This window comes from Flavonifractor sp. DFI.6.63, from assembly GCF_024462255.1.
GTDB lineage: Bacteria > Bacillota > Clostridia > Oscillospirales > Oscillospiraceae > Lawsonibacter_A > Lawsonibacter_A hominis.
Genome location: NZ_JANGBE010000032.1, coordinates 13,236 through 30,948, shown reverse-complemented (window position 1 = coordinate 30,948; position 17,713 = coordinate 13,236). Strand labels below are relative to the sequence as shown.

Sequence of the window (17,713 nt, the reverse complement as noted above, 5' to 3'; positions counted from 1 at the left end):
TCAAAAAAGGGCTTGCCAACGGGAGCATTTCTTGCTACGATATAGAAAACGTTTGGTGTAAAACGTTTGCGTGAAAACGTTTTGTATCCAGACCAGACTTGACTAGGCCACACCGCAGATTGCGTTCGTCCCCGTCTGCGGCGGCGCCGGGAAGAGGGAGCCATGGGCAAAAAACCGAACATTTTAGTGGTGGGCAGCTTTGTGATGGACCTGATCGTCAGCACCCAGCGCCTGCCGGAGAATGGCGAGACCGTCCTGGGCACCGGCTTTCGCACCGCGCCGGGCGGCAAGGGCCTCAATCAGGCCGTCCAGGCCGCCCGGCTGGGCGCTCAGGTGGAGATGATGGGCTGCGTGGGCCGGGACGCCTACGGGGACACGATGCTGGCATGCGCCCGGGAGGCGGGCGTGGACGTGTCCCATGTAAAACACACCGACCAGGCGCCTTCTGCCATCGGCAATGTGCAGCTGTTCCAGCGGAGCGACGGCAGCACCCAAAACCGCATCGTGGTGGTCCCCGGGGCCAACCTGCTGCTGACGCAGGCGGACGTGGCCTTCCTCCGGGAGAAAATCGGCGGCTTTGACATGGTCATGCTGCAGCTGGAGATCCCCCTGCCGGTCAATATCGCCGTCGCCCGGTATGCCCGTGCCGCCGGGGTGCCGGTGATGCTCAATCCGGCTCCCGCGGCGCCCCTGCCCGCCGACTTGCTTTCCGCCGTGACCTATCTCTCCCCCAACGAGAACGAGGCGGAACTGCTCAGCGGCGTGCCCCTGCACCGTACCGAGCACGGCATCGACCTCAAGCGGGTGGAACATGCGGCGGCGGTCCTGCGGGACAAGGGCGCGGCGCATGTGATCGTCACCCTGGGGGACGTGGGCTCAGCCTATCTGGGAAAGGAATTTCTCCACTGTCCCAGTGTGTCCGGTATCCAGGCCATAGACCCCACGGCGGCCGGCGATTCTTACATCGGGGCCCTTTCGGTGGCCCTGGCCGGCGGCGAGCCGGTGGACGAGGCCATGCGCCGGGCTACCCACACCGCAGCCATCACGGTCTCCCGCATGGGGGCGCTTCCCTCGCTGCCCACCCTGGCGGAAGTGGAAGTCTCGCTGGCCCGGCGCAGCGTCTCCTAACTTCAAGTCCGTCCTACGGAGGTGTTTGTTATGGAATCCCTGACCCAATTTCAGCAGATCGTGGGGGAGAACGTCGCTCAGTTCGTCCAGGAACTGGATGAGGACTACCTCGCCCCCGCCCTGTCCCTTTTGATCGCGGCCAACGACCGAGGCAACCGAATCCACATCACCGGCATCGGGAAGCCCTCCCACGTGGCCCAATACGGCGCTTCCCTCATGTCCTCCATCGCCGTGCCCACCTATTTCCTGGACGGCACCGAGGCGGTCCACGGCTCCTGCGGACAGCTGCGGGCGGGCGATGCGGTCATCTGCATCTCCAACAGCGGCGAGACCATGGAGATGCGCGCCACCGTCACAGCCATTGCCAACAACGGCTGCAAGGTCATCGGCATCAGCCGCAGTCCGGATTCCTGGCTGGCACGGCACGCGGACGTGCACCTGACGGTCCGTGTGGATCAGGAGGGCGGTCCCATGAATCGTGCCCCCATCAGCTCGGTCTTGCTGGAAAACATCGTATTGCAGGCCCTCAGCGTACGCCTGCAGGCCCACTATGGTCTGACGCCTCAGGAGTACGTCCGTCACCACCCCGGCGGCACGCTGGGCAGGCTGCGGCCGGAAGAACAGGAGGCGGGCCATGGTTAGTACCCGATGCATCCATCCCGGCATCCTGTCCGCCCTGGCCCACGGCGGACACGGAGACAAAATCCTCCTTGCCGACGGGAACTTTCCGCTGTCCACCCGGGCGGGAAGTGCGGAAAAAATTTATCTGGGCCTGGAACGGGACCTGCCCACGGTGTCCCAGGTCCTCGCGGCCCTGAACAGCGTGGCGGTATTTGAGCGGGCGGAGGTCATGCTGCCGGAACACGGCGAGGAACCCGAATGCTTCGGTGAATTCCGTTCCCTGCTGGGCGGAATAGCGCTCTCCCCGCTGGGCCGCTACGAATTCTACGACGCCTGCTGTGAACCGGGCGTGATCCTGGCCATCTCCACCGGCGAGAGCCGGACTTACGGCAATCTGCTTTTGACCATCGGCGTGTGCTGACGCCCGTTCAAATGCATCCGCCGCGGATGTCCAAGCCGTTTAGGAACGCATAAGGGGGAAATGATTATGCCTGGAAGCAGCCGAGAAGTACGGCTTACCCGAAAAAGTTCGGACGTCGGTGTCGCCACCGCTTTTTTAGCGCCGGCAATCCTTATGATCGTGCTGGTTACGATCATCCCCATCTGTATGGCGATCCGAACCAGCTTTCATGCGACAAATTGGGGCTGTTGACAAAGTCCCTTATCGAAAAAGCAAATAGGTTTTTCTTGCTTGTTTGTTGTTATTTACTATCAAATATATGCTATTTGATAAACTTTTTGCAAGGCCATATTTTTGAAAACAGACTTTGTCAACAGCTCCAAATTACGCCGAGGTCGGTGCGTTTGTCGGACTGGATAACTTTATTGCCGTCTTTACCGGAAACGGCCTGAAAAACATCCTTAATTCCATTCGATATGTCCTGCTGTCTCTGGTGGTCGTCATCCCTCTGGGTGTGGCGATCGGGTCTCTGCTGAACCGCAAAATCCGGGGCAATACGCTCCTGCGTACCCTGATCATTATCCCCTGGGTCCTGTCCCAGACGGTGACGGCGCTCTTGTGGCGGTGGATTCTCAATGGCAATTACGGACCGATCGCGTATCTGGTTTATGAGCTGACCGGGCGGAAGGTAGACTTTTTTAGTTCGGCGGGCAGCGCAAATGTCATGCTGGTCTTTGCTAACGCCTGGAATACGGTTCCGGTGGTAATTATCCTGACCGTTGCAGCACTGCAGACCATCCCGGGCGATGTGATGGAGGCCGGGCAGATGGATGGCGCCACCCGCTGGCAGATCTATACCCGTATCACCCTCCCATTGATCCGCCCCACCATCATCACCGCGGTCGTCATGCAGAGTATGGAGTACTTTAATATGGTCACGCTGATTTACACCCTCACTGCGGGCGGCCCCTTCGATTCCACACAGACGCTCAGTCTGGCGGCTTATCAAAATGCCTTCAACTACTGGCACATGGATATCGCCTCGGCTTACGGCGTGATCATCTTCCTGCTGAATATCGTGTTCAGTCTGGTCTACGTGAAGCTGCTGAACACCAACCGAGAATGAGGTGCGTGCGATGAAAAAATCGAAGCTGGGCCGTACCCCCGGTCTGGACGCGCTGACCTATGCGGTATTGATCGCCGCCGCGCTGGTGGCGCTTTTCCCGGTGCTGTGGGGCCTGTTTACCGCCCTGAAGTCCCCTGCGGAAGTCAACTCCTTCCCCCCCACCCTGCTTCCCAACGAATTTACTCTGGAAAATTTTTTATCCGTTCTCTTTCGTTCCGGCTTCCCCCGCTATCTGCTTAACTCCGTAATCGTTACTGCCATCTGTATCGTAGTGGCCACCATTGTGGCCTCCCACGCCGCCTATGCCGTGACCAACTTCCGTATCCGCTTCCGTAACCAGATCATGTTTCTCATTTTAATGACCAGCATGATTCCCCCCGTGGTAATGCTGGTACCTCTGTATATGCTCTCCGTCAAAATCGGCCTCTACGACACCCACTTCCTGCTGATTCTGATCTATACCGCCTGGCGTATCCCGGTGCTGACCTGGATTTTGCGCGGCTTTTTCGAAAAGCTCCCCAAAGAGATCATCGAGGCAGGCACACTCGACGGCTGCTCCAAGCCTATGATCTTCTATCGCCTGATCCTGCCCATTTCCAAGCCCGGCATTGTGGCTGCGGCGCTTTTGTCCGCGGTATATGTCTGGAATGACTTTTTGGTCTCCTCCACCTTTACCAGCAAGGACAGCTTGCGTATGCTGTCCGTGGGTCTTTACAACTATATCTCCCAATATGGCATCCAGTGGGGCAATCTGATGGCGGCCGTGATGATCTCCATCGTCCCCATGGTGATCCTCTTCATCCTGCTGCAGCGGCACTTTGTGGAGGGTATGGCGGCAGGCGCGGTCAAGGGATGACCTGTTTTGTGGAAAACGGCTGGAACGCCGAGGATATATCATGAAATGTAAGGAGGAAATTCACATGAAAAAGCTCAAAAGGACCCTGACCCTTTTGCTGGCGGCAGCGATGGTACTGGCCCTGGCCGCCTGCTCCAACTCTAGCGGCGGTACTCCCGCTACCACCGCACCCGAAAGCAGCACGCCCGAGACTACGGTGCCGGAGCAGCCCCAAGGCGGCATCGACATGACCTTCTCCATCTTCTTGGACCCCAATTCCACCGATGATCCCCGCTGCGTAGTGCTTAAGGAGATCGTGGATGAGTACAACGCCACCAATCAGTACGGCAACACTGTGACGGTACAGAGCATCCATTGGAGTCAGTATGAGTCTCAGGTAATCCAGGCCACCGCCGCAGGCAATGGGCCCGACATTGTCAATGCCTTCTCCGATCAGCTCATGCAGCATATCGATGCCGGGACCATTCAGCCCATGACCCAGTTTGCCACATCGTTTATCGAAGAGAATCCCGACTATATCCATACCGTAGAAAAACTGACCCAGGCTGACGGCGAGATCTACTCTCTTCCCTGGGAAAGCCGCGTCACAGTGATGTGGTACCGCAACGACATCTACGACGAGCCCCCCGCTTCCTGGGACGACCTGCTGGCCACCGCCTCCAACAGCGACGGTATGAACCTGGGCTTTGCCCTGGGCCTGAGCGAGGGCAGCAACGGAACCGGCCTGATGGAGACCTTCGTGCCCTGGATCCGCGCCGCTGGAGGAGATATTTTTGACGCGGAAGGAAAGGCCATCTTCAACAGCGACGCCGGCGTGCAGGTAGTGGAGTACATCAAGTCCCTGGTGGATGCCGGGTGCATGGATTCCTCCGTGCTGAACATGACCTATGACGATATTGTGGACGGCTTCAAGGCCGGGAGCCTCTATGCCGTCAACGCCGGCACTCAGCGTGCCGCCACGATCAAGTCCTCCAGCCTGGCACAGAGCTATTCCTCCGCCCCCATCCCCGGCATCAACGACGGAGAAGTCGCCCCCGCCTTTGTGGCCGGCCAGACCTTGGCCATCGGCAGCCAGGCACAGGACCCCGCTATGGCTTGGGACTTTATTCAGTATTTCTATTCCGTGGAAAATCAGAAGAAGTGGATCAGCGCCAACTGCATGCCCATCCGCACTGCCGTCTACGAGGACGCCGACGTTCAGGCAATGGATACCTACGACGAGATGGTTATGTGGAGCGAGTATGCCAAAACCGGCACCATGACCTTCTATCCGGCTGATTATACCGAACTGGAGGTCAAGATCTGCCAGGCGGTTCAGCGTGTGGTCTTCCAGGGTGCTGACGCGCAAAGCGAATTGGATCAGGTCGCCGAGTGGTATAACACCAAATAAAAACGCTGCAGGCGCATGAACGCGCAGGCACGGCGGTGCCGTGCCTGCGCGAAATAAAACAGGATATGGTGTAAACGCATGAAACGCTACTACGATGTAATTGTTGTCGGCGGAGGTCCCGCAGGCATTATGTCTGCCATGGCCAGCGGCAAGCTGGGCGCCTCCACACTGCTGGTAGAAAAAAATGGGTTCCTGGGCGGGGCAGCCACAGCTGCGGTACTGGGCCCCATCTCTCCTTTTCACTATAAAGACGAGCAGGTCATCGACGGCCTGCCCCAAGATTTTATGGACCGCATGGTGCGTGCAAAGGGCAGTACCGGACATATGAAGACCATCGATCCGTACGGAAGCGGCGATTCCCTCGGCTTCTACGACCGGGAAAAATATAAATATGTAGCCGCCGAAATGCTGGTGGAATTCGGTGTGGATATTCTCTATCACGCCACGCTGAGTTCCGTGCAGATGGAGAGCAGCCGAGTGACCGGCATCACGGTTGCCGCAAAGTCGGGCGATCTGCTGCCACTTCACGCCCACGTAGTGGTGGACGCCACCGGCGACGGCGACGTGGCGGTGATGGCAGGGGAGAATTATGTGCTCGGCGATGCGGTGAACCACAAGATGTCTCCCTCCTCCTCCATGTTCGAGATGGCCAATGTGGACACCGGGCGGGTCTATCAGTATATTCTGGACCACCCGGACGACTTTGAGTTCAAATCCGATATCGTACCCATGCGGGAATTTGACGAACGGCTCAGGCAGAAGTATTTTGTCGGCCAGGGCTTTAAACAGCTGGTACGCCAGGCCGTGGAGAAGGGCGAGCTTTCCTTCGGCCGCGATTCGGTCATCGTTCTCAACGGCATCCACCCCAACACCATGCATTTCAACGCCACCCGTATCTGCGGCAAAAACGCCACCGATGTGGTGGAACGCTCGGAGAGCGAGCTGGACGGGCGCCGGCAGATCGAATCGGTCTCTGAGTTTATGATCCAATATGTGCCCGGCTTTGAACACGCATTTGTCAGCGTCACTGGTTCTGAGGTCGGCGTACGCGAGACGCGCCATATTGAGGGTCTGTATACCCTAACAGGGCAGGACGCCTACGAGGGACGCAAGTTTGAGGACTCCGTTTCCAGGGGCTATTTCCCCATTGATCTGCACAACCCGGACGGTGCCACCGGCTATGGCAACGGCGGCGTTTGGATGGTGCTCAAGGATACGTTCGATATTCCCTACCGCAGCCTAGTCCCCAAGCACATCGACGGGCTTCTGCTTTCTGGCCGCTGCATCTCCGGTACCAGCGAGGCCCATGGCTCCTACCGTACCCAAGGCGGCATTATGGGGATCGGACAGGCTGCCGGCGCCGCCGCTGCGGTCTGTGTACGCAACCAGGCGCAACCCAGGCAGCAGGATGTCAAAGAGATCCAGGCAGCGCTGGACCAGCTGGGCGGCCTCTACCGCAGAGATGAAGCGCGCGCCCGAAAGGAAAAGGCGCGTGCCCGCGCCATCACACAGGCCTACATCAAAAGCCAGAACGGGCGGCTGATTACGGACAAAGCGATTCTGGCCTCCTACGAAGATTGACCCGAATCCAGTCTCCGGGGCTCTGCCCCGGAGACTCTATCAATCACAGAAGGTGACAACTATGAAAACGGGTTCCAACTGCAAACTCCACGGCGTTATCCCCGCCATCGTCACACCCCTGCGTCCCAACGGCGACGTAGATGAAGCGCTGCTGCGCAAACAGACCGAATATTTGGTCTCCTCCGGCGTAAACGGCTTGTTTGTCTGCGGCGGGACCGGAGAAGGCGCTTATCTCACCACCGCCGAAAAGAAGCGGGTCTTCGAGGTCATCCAGGAGACCGCCGCCGGGCGGGTATTCCTCTGCCTGGCCGTTATCAACTCCAACACCCGCGCCACCCTGGCCGAGCTGGAGGCGCTCTCCATCTGCAAGCCGGACTTCTTCGTCTCCACACCGCCCTACTACCATGCCATGACCCAGCAGGACATCCTATCCCACTACGCGGCTGTCACCGCTGCTTCCACCGCCCCGGTCATCCTTTACAACATTCCATCCACTACCCACAACACGATCGAGCTGGACACGGTATACGCGCTCTCCAAACTGCCCAACGTGGCCGGTATCAAGGACTCCTCCGGGAATTTTGTTCCGTTTTCCCGTGGACTCTTCGGCCCCCGCTCGGACCAATTTGCCTGGATTCAAGGCGAGGATTATCTCTGCGGCTCCGCCCTGCTGTGCGGCGGAGACGGTATGGTTTCAGGCTTGTCCAACGCCCGGGTGGAGCCCTATGTGGAGATGTACCGGGCCTATGAGCAGGGGGACACTGACAAGATCATAGAATGCCAGCGGCGCATCAACTTCCTTTACCGGGTTATCCACAGCTGCGGCAACGGCAACGCCGCCATCAAAGCGGTAACCGAGCTGGCCGGCCGCGGGGCACGCTATATGCGGCAGGGCAGTATGAATCTGACCGATGAGCAGGTCGCCGTCATCGCGCAGATCATGGCGGAATACGAGGCGCTGTAGCGCGCTTCCCGCCTCCACAGGAGCGGCAAAGGGGTTGACATTGCTTAAATTTGCGGTAAGATTACATAGAAGCCAGGTTTAAGGCCTGTGTTTGTAAGGTTTTCAAGGTAATGGAGTAGGGTTATGTCAATCAAGACCATTGCAGAAATGACAGGATTGTCCATCACAACGGTATCCCACGCGCTCAATGGCACACGGCCGGTCTCACAGCGCAGCATGGAGCTGATCAATGAGGCGGCCGCTCAGATCAATTACCGGCCCAACCTTGCCGCCCAGATGATGAAGACCCACCGGTCCCGTACCGTAGCGATCATCATTCCCGCCACTGAGCAGAACAACTCTACTAACTGTTTTTTCTTTGATGTGCTCAACGGCGCCAAATCCCGCCTGCAGGAATCCGGCTATGAGCTGATCGTCTCCACCTATCCGGAGTCCCGCCCCCAGGATTTCTTCAGCGGAATGTCCATCCTCCACCGGCGCTGGATCGACGGCATCCTGCTGGTGCCGCCCACCCTGCGTTATGAGGACATTGCCCGGATCGAGGATTGCGGCGTTCCCGTGGTGCTGGTGGACCGCTGGGTGAAGGGGGGCAAGCTGCCCCTGGTCTGTTCCAATAATCGTGAAGTAACGGTAGAGGCCATGAAGGTCCTCTACCAGGCCGGACGGCGTCGGATCGCGTTCATTGGGGCGGATTTTCCCAACTCCACCGCCGTGGAACGCTACCAGGGCTATCTGGATGTGCTGGAGGAATTGGGCCTGCCCCGGGACGAATTGCTGATCTGCCGGATGGACGCCTACAGCATGTCCTGCGGCATGGAAGCCGCACGGCGGGTGCTGGGGGCGGGCGCGGACGCCATCTTTGCCGCCAACAGCATGCTGTGCCTGGGCACCGTCAAAGAGCTTCAGGAGCAGGGGATCCATGTCCCGGAACAGGTCGCGGTCATCGGCTTTGACAATTATGAGTGGACGGAGATCACCAATCCGCCCCTGACCGCCGTGACCCAGAACGCCAGTCTGATGGGCCGCACCGCCAGCGAACTGCTGCTGCAGCTGCTGGACGGCAAACAGCCGGAGCAGCGTGTGGTGCGCATCCCCGCCGCCCTGACCATCCGCCAGTCCCACGGTCTGTGATTTTCCGTTTTCCGTACAATAAAACAGAAGCCCGCCGCCTTCTTAAGGCGGCGGGCTTCTGCGCATATGTGCGCACTGCGTACGGTTTCCGCATCAGCGCTGGGGACAGCCGGCCCGCCGGTCTGCGCAGCAGAGCAGCAGCACGCCGAGGGCGGCGATGCCGGCCAGGGAGATGGCAGACCAAGCCTGACGATAAGAAGGGGCGGGCAGATAGCAGCCGAACAGGTTTGGTCCGATCCTGCATCCAAAGCCTCCGGCCACTTCATAAAGGGACTGAAACCGGGCCGCATTGAGCCATTTCAGGCCCTCCAGCGTATGATCCATGGCGCCGTCCCGCTTTCTGTCCCCATCTGCGGACCGCTCCCGCTCAGATGCGGGCCACGCCGCTGTCGCGGGCGGCCTGGGCTACGGCGGCGGCCACCGTCCTGCCCACCCGGGGGTCGAAGGCGGCGGGGATGATGTAATCGGCGTTGCGCTCTTCATCCGAAATGAGGCCCGCCAGCGCCTCGGCCGCCGCGATCTTCATGGCGTCGTTGATGTCGCTGGCCCGCACGTCGAACGCGCCCCGGAAGATGCCTGGGAACGCCAGCACGTTGTTGATCTGGTTGGGGAAGTCGCTGCGCCCCGTGGCCACCACCTTCGCCCCGCCTGCCTTGGCCTCGTCGGGGAAGATCTCCGGCGTGGGGTTGGCGCAGGCAAACAGGATCGCGTCCCGGTTCATGGTCTGCACCATCTCCGCCGTCACCGCGCCGGGCGCCGACACGCCGATGAACACGTCGGCCCCCGCCAGCACCTCCGCCAGGCTGCCCGCCCGCTTCTGCAGGTTGGTCACCCGGGCCATTTCCTCCTTGACGGCGTTCATCCCCTTCTCCCGGCCCGCGTAGATGGCTCCGCTGCGGTCGCACAGCGTCACGTCCTTCACGCCCGCCGCCAGCAGCAGCTTGCAGATGGCGATCGCCGCCGCCCCGGCGCCGTTTATCACCACACGGACCGTCTCCTTCCGCTTCCCCACCACCTTCAGGGCGTTGGTCAGGCCCGCCAGCGTAATGACCGCCGTGCCGTGCTGGTCGTCGTGGAAGATGGGGATATCGCAGCGCTCCTTCAGCTTCCGCTCGATCTCAAAGCACCGCGGCGCCGAGATGTCCTCCAGGTTCACGCCCCCGAAGGACCCGGCCAGCAGGGCCACGGTATTCACGATCTCGTCCACGTCCTTGCTGCGCACGCACAGGGGAATGGCGTCCACTCCGCCGAATGCCTTGAAGAGCACGCACTTGCCCTCCATGACGGGCATCCCCGCTTCCGGACCGATGTCCCCCAGCCCCAGCACCGCCGTTCCGTCCGTAACCACCGCCACGGTGTTCCAGCGGCCGGTCAGCTCATAGCTCTGGTCCACGTCCTTCTGGATCTCCAGGCAGGGCGCGGCCACGCCGGGCGTATAGGCCAGGCTCAGATCCTCCCGCGTGGCCACCGGCACCTTCGGCGTGACCTCCAGCTTTCCCTTCCATTCCCGATGCAGGCGCAGCGCTTCTTTTGCATAATCCATGTCGATTCCTCCCGCTTCTTTTTTGCTTCAGGGATTTGACCGTTCTTCTTCAGCAGTCATCATTATACTTGCACGTTCCATACCAAGTCAATGCCGATCCCCGCCTCCCGCCCCGCTCCGGAACAGCGCGGTCTGTTTTTCGGAAAAACCGGTAAAAAATGCTCCAGCCGCTCTTGACAACTCAATTTTTCTGGTGTATCATATGTCAAAATTTAATAGGGTAAACCGTTGATGTGAAGATAACGTCTGTTGTGCACTCACAGAGAGTCCGGGCAGCTGAGAGCCGGGCAGGACGCAGGCAGGCAAATGGATCACAGAGGGCGCGAGGAACCGCCGGCGAGGCTTAGTATTTCGCGACGTGGAGGCATACGTTTGTTGCCGGGGATATGCTGGTATCCCGCAAAGTGCGCGGCCCATCGGCCGCGAATCAAGGTGGCACCGCGAGCCGTGATACGCTCGTCCTTGACAGATTACTGTCAGGGACGGGCGTTTTTTGCTGCCCCGTCCCGAAGGAGGTCAACGCATGTATTATCCCTCACTCAAGCAGGCCCGCGCCATCGCGGCCTGCGGAGCCTACCGGAAGATCCCCGTCAGCCGGGAGCTCCTCTCCGATTTTACCACTCCCATTCAGGCGCTTCGTATCCTGCGGGCTCGGAGCGGGCACTGCTTCCTGCTGGAATCCGCCGCCGACAGCGGCGGCTGGGGCCGCTACTCCTTTTTAGGTTTTGACCCCACGCTGGAGGTCACCTGCACCGACGGCCTGCTCACGCTGCGGGGGGAGGAGCCCCTGCGCCGGCGCACCGCCCATCCCGGCCAGGCCCTGCGGGAGCTGCTCGCCGCCCACAAAAGCCCGCGCCTGCCCGGCCTGCCGCCCTTTACCGGCGGACTGGTGGGCTACTTCTCGTATGATTACGTAAAATACGCCGAGCCCGCGCTGGTGCTGGACGCCCAGGACCAGGAGGGCTTTCAGGATATGGACCTGATGCTGTTTGAGAAGGTGGTGGTCTTCGACCACTTCCGGCAGAAGCTCATCCTGATCGTCAGCGCCGGCGCGGAGGACCTGGACGTCTCCTACCCCGCCGCCTGCGCCGAGCTGGAGCGGATGGCCCAGCTGCTCCGCGGCGGCGAAGCGCTCCCCCGTCAGCCCGGCCGCCTGACCGGGCCCATCACCCCGCTGTTCGACCAGGCCGCCTACTGCGCCATGGTGGAGCGGGCCAAGCGGTACATCTTTGAGGGCGACATCTTCCAGGTGGTCCTCTCCAACCGGCTGGAGGCGGAATTTGAAGGCTCCCTGCTGGACGCCTACCGGATGCTGCGCACCACCAATCCCTCCCCTTACATGTTCTACTTTACCAGCGACGAGATCGAGCTTGCCGGGGCCTCGCCGGAAACGCTGGTCAAGCTGGAGGACGGGGTGCTGCACACCTTCCCGCTGGCGGGCACCCGGCCCCGGGGCAAAACGCCGGAGGAAGACGCCGCCCTGGAGAAAGAGCTGCTGGCCGACGAAAAGGAGCTGGCCGAGCACAACATGCTGGTGGATCTGGGCCGCAACGACATCGGCAGGATCAGCCGCTTCGGTACGGTGGAGGTGGAGCGCTACCAGTCCATTGAGCGCTTTTCCCATGTGATGCACATTGGCTCCACCGTCCGGGGCGTACTGCGGGACGACCGGGACGCGGTGGACGCGGTGGACGCCATCCTGCCCGCGGGGACCCTTTCCGGCGCGCCCAAGCTGCGGGCCATGGAAATCATTAACGTCCTGGAGAACAACAAGCGGGGCGTCTACGGCGGCGCCATCGGCTATCTGGACTTCACCGGCAACCTGGACACCTGCATCGCCATCCGCCTGGCCTTCCGGAAAAACGGCAAGGTCTTCATCCGCTCCGGGGCGGGCATCGTGGCCGATTCGGAGCCGGAGAAAGAATTTCAGGAGTGCATCAACAAGGCTCAGGCGGTGGTCCGGGCCCTGGAGCTGGCCCAGAAGGAGAGAGACCTATGATCCTGCTCATCGACAATTACGACAGCTTTTCCTATAACCTCTATCAGCTGGTGGGGAGCATCACGCCCGATATCCGGGTGGTCCGCAACGACGCGGTGACGGTCCGGGACCTGCGCGCCCTCGCCCCCAGCCGCCTGATCCTCTCGCCCGGTCCCGGCCGCCCGGCGGACGCCGGCGTGTGCGAGCAGGCGGTCCGGGAGCTGGCGGGCGCGGTGCCCATACTGGGGGTCTGCCTGGGCCACCAGGCCATCTGCGAGGCCTTCGGCGCGCGCGTTTCCTACGCCCGGCAGCTCATGCACGGCAAGCAGTCCCGGGTAATGCTGGATCAGGCCTGTCCCCTCTTCCGCGGCCTGCCGGAGGCCATCACCGCCGGGCGGTACCACTCCCTGGCCGCCGCGGAGGAGTCTCTGCCCGGCTGTCTGAAGGTCACCGCCCGCAGCGAAGACGGGGAAATTATGGCGGTGGCACACCGCAGCTATCCCGTCTACGGCCTGCAATTCCATCCCGAGTCCATTTTGACGCCCCAGGGCGCCGCCATCCTGCACCGTTTTCTGGAGGGAACCCATCATGATTAAAGAAGCCATTCATCAGCTTGCCGCCAAGCACGACCTGTCCTATGACACGGCCGCCGCCGTAATGGACGAGATCATGGGCGGCCAGGCCAGCCCGATCCAGATGTCCGCCTTCCTCACCGCGCTGGCCATGAAGGGGGAGACCATCGATGAGATCACCGCCTGCGCCGCCTCCATGCGCGCCCACTGTGTCCGGCTGCTCCACGACCTGGACGCGCTGGAGATCGTCGGCACCGGCGGCGACGGGGCCAACTCCTTCAATATCTCCACCACCTCGGCCTTTGTGGTGGCCGCCGGCGGCGTTCCGGTCGCCAAGCACGGCAACCGCGCGGCCTCCTCCCAATGCGGCGCCGCCGACGTGCTGGAGGCGCTGGGAGTCAACATCGCCCTGCCCCCGGAACAGAGCGCCCAGCTGCTGGAGGCGCAGCGTTTTTGCTTTCTCTTTGCCCAAAACTACCATATTTCCATGAAATATGTGGCGCCCGTGCGGCGGGAGCTGGGCATCCGAACCGTGTTCAACATCCTGGGGCCCCTTTCCAACCCCGCCGGGGCCCGGCGGGAGCTGATGGGCGTTTACGACGCCGCCCTGGTGGAGCCGCTGGCCCAGGTCATGTCCAACCTGGGGGTGCGGCGGGGCATGGTGGTGTTCGGCCAGGACCGGCTGGACGAGATCTCCATGTCCGCCCCCACCTCCGTGTGCGAGATCCGGGACGGCTGGTTCCAGTCCTATGAGCTCACGCCGGAGCAGTTCGGCTATCCCCGCTGCGGCAAGCAGGCGCTGGCAGGCGGCGCCCCGGCGGAGAACGCCGCCATCACCCGCTCCATTCTGGAGGGGACGGAGCGGGGCGCCAAGCGTCAGGCGGTATGCCTCAATGCGGGGGCCGCGCTGTACATCGGCGGCAGGGCCGGCACCATGGCCGGCGGCGTGAAGCAGGCGGAGGAGCTCATCGACTCCGGCGCGGCCCTTGAAAAGCTGGAGGAGATCGTCCGCCTCTCCCGGGAGGGCTGAGCATGGCCGCCACCATTCTGCAGGCCATTGCCGCCCACGCCCGGGAGCGGGTGGCGGCGGCGGAGGAGGAGACCAGCCTGGACGCGCTCCAGGCCCAGTGCCGGGCCCTGGGGCGGGCCGGCGGCGCCCCTTTCCGCGCGGCCCTGGAGCGGCCGGGCCTGTCCTTCCTCTGCGAGGTGAAAAAGGCCTCCCCCTCCAAAGGGGTCATCGCGCCGGACTTCCCCTATCGGGACATCGCGCGGGACTATCAGGCGGCGGGGGCGGATGCCATCTCCTGCCTCACCGAACCGAAGTGGTTCCTGGGCTCGGATCAGATCTTTCGGGAGATCCGGGGCGCCGTGTCCCTGCCCATGCTCCGCAAGGACTTCACGGTGGATGAATATCAGCTTTATCAGGCCAGGCTCATGGGGGCGGACTGCGTGCTGCTGATCTGCGCCCTGCTGGACACGGACGAGCTGGCCCGGTATCTGGGGATCTGTGAGAAGCTGGGGCTGGACGCCCTGGCGGAGGCCCACGACGCAGGGGAGATCGCCAGCGCCGTCTCCGCCGGGGCGAAGATCATCGGGGTGAACAACCGGAATCTGAAGGACTTTTCGGTGGACTTCTCCAACGCCGCCCGGCTGCGGGATCAGATCCCGCCGGGGGTGCTCTACGTGGCGGAAAGCGGCGTGCGCGCCCCGGAGGACGTATCCGCCCTGAAACGGATCGGCGCGGACGCGGTGCTCGTGGGCGAGGCGCTCATGCGCGCCCCGGACAGGGGGGCCATGCTCTCCGCCCTGCGGGAGGCGGCCCGATGACCCGCATCAAGATCTGCGGCCTCACCCGGCCGGAGGACGTGCGATATGTGAACACGGCGAAGCCGGACTGGTGCGGATTCATCCTCAATTTCCCCAGCAGCCGCCGAAACGTGACCCCCGAGCAGGCGCGCGCCCTGCGGGCGGGCCTGGACCCGGACATCCGGCCGGTGGGGGTGTTCGTGGACCGGCCGGCGGAGGAGGTGGCCGCCCTGCTGAACAGCGGCGTCATCTCCGTCGCTCAGCTCCATGGCCGTGAGGATGACGCCTACATTTCCGTCCTGCGAACGCTGGCTCCGGGCTGTGTGGTCTGGAGGGCGTTCCAGCTCCGCTCCCAGGCCGACCTGGCGGCGGCCGACGCCTCAGGCGCGGATCTGGTGCTGCTGGATAACGGCCGGGGCACCGGCCAGACCTTCGACTGGTCCCTGGCGGGGAGCGTGCATCGCCCCTTCCTGCTGGCGGGAGGGCTGACGCCGGAGAGCATCCCCCGGGCCGTCGCCGCCCTGCGCCCCTATGGGCTGGATCTGTCCAGCGGGGTGGAGACGGACGGGGTCAAGGACCCTGCCAAAATACAGGCGGCGGTGACCGCCGCCAGAGAGGAATGAGAGCATGTCCAAGGGACGATTCGGCATCCACGGCGGGCAGTATCTGCCCGAGACGCTGATGAACGCGGTGATCGAGCTGGAGGATGCCTACAACCGCTGCAAAGACGACCCGGAGTTCAACGCGGAGCTGTCCGAGCTGCTCAACGAGTACGCCGGGCGGCCCTCCCGGCTGTACTTTGCCCGCCGCATGACACAGGACCTGGGCGGCGCGAAGATCTATCTCAAGCGGGAGGACCTGAACCACACCGGGGCCCACAAGATCAACAATGTGCTGGGCCAGGCGCTGCTGGCCAAAAAAATGGGCAAAACGCGCCTCATCGCCGAGACGGGGGCGGGCCAGCACGGGGTGGCCACCGCCACGGCGGCGGCGCTGCTGGGCATGGAGTGCGAGGTGTTCATGGGCCAGGAGGACACCCGGCGCCAGGCCCTGAACGTCTACAAAATGCGCCTTCTGGGGGCGCAGGTCCATCCGGTGGCCACCGGCACCGCCACCCTGAAGGACGCAGTCAGCCAGACCATGCGGGAGTGGACCGCCCGCATCCGCGATACCCACTACTGCCTGGGCTCCTGTATGGGGCCCCATCCGTTCCCTACCATCGTGCGGGACTTTCAGGCGGTGATCTCCCGGGAGATCCGGCAGCAGCTTCTGGAGCGGGAAGGACGGCTCCCCGACGCGGTGCTGGCCTGTGTGGGCGGGGGCTCCAACGCCATCGGGGCGTTCTATCACTTCATCCAGGACCCCTCCGTCCGGCTCATCGGCTGTGAGGCGGCGGGCCGGGGGGTGGATACCCCCGACACGGCGGCCACCATCGCCACCGGCCGCCTGGGCATCTTTCACGGTATGAAGAGCTACTTCTGCCAGGACGAGTACGGCCAGATCGCCCCGGTGTACTCCATCTCCGCGGGGCTGGATTACCCCGGCATCGGCCCGGAGCACGCCTGGCTCCATGACACCGGCCGCGCGGAATACGTAAGCGTGACCGACAGCGAGGCGGTGGACGCCTTTGCGTACATGAGCCGCATGGAGGGCATCATTCCCGCCATCGAGTCGGCCCATGCGGTGGCCTGCGCCCGGAAGCTGGCCCCCTCCATGGGGCGGGAACAGATCATCGTCATCAACATCTCCGGGCGGGGCGACAAGGACTGCTCCGCCATCGCCCGGTATCGTGGGGAGGAGATCCGCGAATGAGCCGAATCAAAGAAGCGTTTGCCGGCGGGAAGGCCTTCATCCCCTTCCTCACCTGCGGGGACCCGGATCTGGAGACCACCGAGGCCATTGTGCACGCCATGGCCCAGGCGGGGGCCGACCTCATCGAGCTGGGCATCCCCTTTTCCGACCCCACCGCCGAGGGCGCGGTCATCCAGGCCGCCAATGCCCGGGCCCTGTCCGGCGGCGTGACCGCCGATTCGATCTTTGCGCTGGTGCGCCGCCTGCGCAGGACGCTTACCCTTCCCCTGGTGTTCATGACCTACGCCAACGTGGTCTTCTCCTACGGTACGGAGCGTTTCCTCTCCGCCGCCGCAGCCGCCGGGGTCGACGGGCTGATCCTCCCCGACGTGCCCTTTGAGGAAAAAGAGGAATTTGCCCCGCTGTGCCGCAAGTACGGACTGGACCTCATTTCCCTGATCGCCCCCACCTCGGCCGGCCGCATCACCCAGATCGCCCGGGCGGCGGAGGGCTTCGTCTACTGCGTGTCCTCCCTGGGCGTCACCGGCATGCGCCGCCAGATCACCACAGACGTGGGCGCCATGGTGGAGCTGGTCCGGCGGGCCAACCCGGGTATCCCCTGCGCCGTGGGCTTCGGGATCTCCACGCCCGAGCAGGCGGCCGCCATGGCCGCTGTATCCGACGGGGCCATCGTTGGCTCCGCCATCGTAACGCTGGCCGGGCGGTACGGGCGCGACGCCGTACCCGCGGTCCGGGACTATGTCCAGGCGATGAAGGCGGCGGTGAGCGCCCCGCAGCGTCCGGCAGAGGCAGACCCCCCCTAAAT

General features: G+C 62.7%; 18 protein-coding genes. 16 read left to right on the top strand and 2 right to left on the bottom strand.

Features of this window, described 5'->3' with window-relative positions; translation table 11 throughout:
- Positions 1 to 162: 162 nt before the first annotated feature.
- The 9 genes from rbsK to NE547_RS14375 all read left to right on the top strand — a co-directional run bounded on the left by rbsK (position 163) and on the right by NE547_RS14375 (position 9,197).
- Positions 163 to 1,128 (top strand): ribokinase, encoded by a 966-nt coding sequence (gene rbsK / locus NE547_RS14415; protein WP_256176249.1) that lies wholly within the window; start codon positions 163 to 165, stop codon positions 1,126 to 1,128.
- Positions 1,129 to 1,158: 30 nt separating this feature from the next.
- The gene (locus NE547_RS14410; RefSeq protein ID WP_256176248.1) at positions 1,159 to 1,770 is read left to right on the top strand and encodes an SIS domain-containing protein; all 612 of its coding nucleotides are present in this window, start codon (positions 1,159 to 1,161) and stop codon (positions 1,768 to 1,770) included.
- Positions 1,763 to 2,170, top strand: a complete 408-nt coding sequence (locus NE547_RS14405; RefSeq protein WP_256176247.1) for an RbsD/FucU family protein — start codon at positions 1,763 to 1,765, stop codon at positions 2,168 to 2,170. Before NE547_RS14410 ends, NE547_RS14405 begins: the two co-directional genes overlap by 8 nt.
- Before the next feature lie 346 nt (positions 2,171 to 2,516).
- A complete protein-coding gene (locus NE547_RS14400; protein ID WP_256176246.1) occupies positions 2,517 to 3,275 on the top strand; it encodes a carbohydrate ABC transporter permease in 759 nt (252 codons plus the stop codon).
- A gap of 10 nt (positions 3,276 to 3,285) precedes the next feature.
- Positions 3,286 to 4,131, top strand: a complete 846-nt coding sequence (locus NE547_RS14395) for a carbohydrate ABC transporter permease (protein WP_256176245.1) — start codon at positions 3,286 to 3,288, stop codon at positions 4,129 to 4,131.
- Positions 4,132 to 4,195: 64 nt separating this feature from the next.
- A complete protein-coding gene (locus NE547_RS14390; RefSeq protein ID WP_243204691.1) occupies positions 4,196 to 5,521 on the top strand; it encodes an ABC transporter substrate-binding protein in 1,326 nt (441 codons plus the stop codon).
- Positions 5,522 to 5,599: 78 nt separating this feature from the next.
- Positions 5,600 to 7,102 (top strand): FAD-dependent oxidoreductase, encoded by a 1,503-nt coding sequence (locus NE547_RS14385; RefSeq protein ID WP_186906975.1) that lies wholly within the window; start codon positions 5,600 to 5,602, stop codon positions 7,100 to 7,102.
- A gap of 61 nt (positions 7,103 to 7,163) precedes the next feature.
- Positions 7,164 to 8,066, top strand: a complete 903-nt coding sequence (locus NE547_RS14380) for a dihydrodipicolinate synthase family protein (RefSeq protein ID WP_186906976.1) — start codon at positions 7,164 to 7,166, stop codon at positions 8,064 to 8,066.
- Positions 8,067 to 8,189: 123 nt separating this feature from the next.
- The gene (locus NE547_RS14375) at positions 8,190 to 9,197 is read left to right on the top strand and encodes a LacI family DNA-binding transcriptional regulator (protein ID WP_186906977.1); all 1,008 of its coding nucleotides are present in this window, start codon (positions 8,190 to 8,192) and stop codon (positions 9,195 to 9,197) included.
- Between the two features lie 93 nt (positions 9,198 to 9,290).
- On the opposite strand, the gene NE547_RS14370 is transcribed toward NE547_RS14375, so the two are convergent.
- Positions 9,291 to 9,521, bottom strand: coding sequence for a hypothetical protein (locus NE547_RS14370; protein WP_256176244.1), 231 nt, complete (start codon positions 9,519 to 9,521; stop codon positions 9,291 to 9,293).
- Between the two features lie 43 nt (positions 9,522 to 9,564).
- On the bottom strand, positions 9,565 to 10,740 hold the full coding sequence (locus NE547_RS14365; protein ID WP_256176243.1) for an NADP-dependent malic enzyme: 1,176 nt from the start codon (positions 10,738 to 10,740) through the stop codon (positions 9,565 to 9,567).
- A gap of 523 nt (positions 10,741 to 11,263) precedes the next feature.
- Between NE547_RS14365 and trpE the strand changes: the two genes are divergently transcribed.
- The 7 genes from trpE to trpA are packed head-to-tail and all read left to right on the top strand — an operon-like array spanning position 11,264 to position 17,711.
- Positions 11,264 to 12,739: an anthranilate synthase component I gene (gene trpE, locus NE547_RS14360; RefSeq protein ID WP_256176242.1), complete on the top strand. Its 1,476-nt coding sequence runs from the start codon at positions 11,264 to 11,266 to the stop codon at positions 12,737 to 12,739.
- On the top strand, positions 12,736 to 13,314 hold the full coding sequence (locus tag NE547_RS14355) for an aminodeoxychorismate/anthranilate synthase component II (protein ID WP_186906981.1): 579 nt from the start codon (positions 12,736 to 12,738) through the stop codon (positions 13,312 to 13,314). The genes trpE and NE547_RS14355 overlap by 4 nt, the downstream gene beginning before the upstream one ends.
- Positions 13,307 to 14,320 (top strand): anthranilate phosphoribosyltransferase, encoded by a 1,014-nt coding sequence (gene trpD, locus NE547_RS14350; protein WP_186906982.1) that lies wholly within the window; start codon positions 13,307 to 13,309, stop codon positions 14,318 to 14,320. The genes NE547_RS14355 and trpD overlap by 8 nt, the downstream gene beginning before the upstream one ends.
- A gap of 2 nt (positions 14,321 to 14,322) precedes the next feature.
- A complete protein-coding gene (trpC, locus tag NE547_RS14345) occupies positions 14,323 to 15,117 on the top strand; it encodes an indole-3-glycerol phosphate synthase TrpC (protein ID WP_256176241.1) in 795 nt (264 codons plus the stop codon).
- The gene (locus NE547_RS14340; RefSeq protein WP_256176240.1) at positions 15,114 to 15,719 is read left to right on the top strand and encodes a phosphoribosylanthranilate isomerase; all 606 of its coding nucleotides are present in this window, start codon (positions 15,114 to 15,116) and stop codon (positions 15,717 to 15,719) included. The genes trpC and NE547_RS14340 overlap by 4 nt, the downstream gene beginning before the upstream one ends.
- A gap of 4 nt (positions 15,720 to 15,723) precedes the next feature.
- Positions 15,724 to 16,908 carry a tryptophan synthase subunit beta gene (trpB, locus tag NE547_RS14335; RefSeq protein WP_186906985.1) on the top strand — a complete coding sequence of 395 codons (1,185 nt, stop codon included), beginning with the start codon at positions 15,724 to 15,726 and terminating at the stop codon, positions 16,906 to 16,908.
- On the top strand, positions 16,905 to 17,711 hold the full coding sequence (trpA, locus tag NE547_RS14330) for a tryptophan synthase subunit alpha (protein WP_256176239.1): 807 nt from the start codon (positions 16,905 to 16,907) through the stop codon (positions 17,709 to 17,711). The genes trpB and trpA overlap by 4 nt, the downstream gene beginning before the upstream one ends.
- The last annotated feature ends 2 nt before the right edge of the window (positions 17,712 to 17,713 follow it).